The organism is Streptomyces sp. SID486 (assembly GCF_009865385.1).
Lineage (GTDB): Bacteria > Actinomycetota > Actinomycetes > Streptomycetales > Streptomycetaceae > Streptomyces.
Genome location: NZ_WWJT01000742.1, coordinates 1 through 243, shown reverse-complemented (window position 1 = coordinate 243; position 243 = coordinate 1). Strand labels below are relative to the sequence as shown.

Below are 243 nucleotides of genomic sequence, written 5' to 3'. Positions count from 1 at the left end.
GGCGGCGCAGGCGCTGCGGCAGGGCGAGTGCACCCTCGCGCTGGCCGGCGGTGTGTCGGTGATGTCGACCGTCGACACGTTCGTGGACTTCAGCCGGCAGCGCAACCTCGCCGCCGACGGCCACGCCAAGTCCTTCGCCGACGCGGCGGACGGCACGGCCCTGTCCGAGGGTGCCGGAATGCTCGTCCTGGAGCGGTTGTCGGACGCGCGGCGCAACGGGCACGAGGTGCTGGCCGTGATCCG

General features: G+C 73.7%; 1 protein-coding gene. It reads left to right on the top strand.

Features of this window, described 5'->3' with window-relative positions; genetic code table 11:
• Window positions 1-243: beta-ketoacyl synthase N-terminal-like domain-containing protein (locus tag GT045_RS34390; RefSeq protein ID WP_161336589.1), on the top strand; the 243-nt coding region annotated here is incomplete at both ends.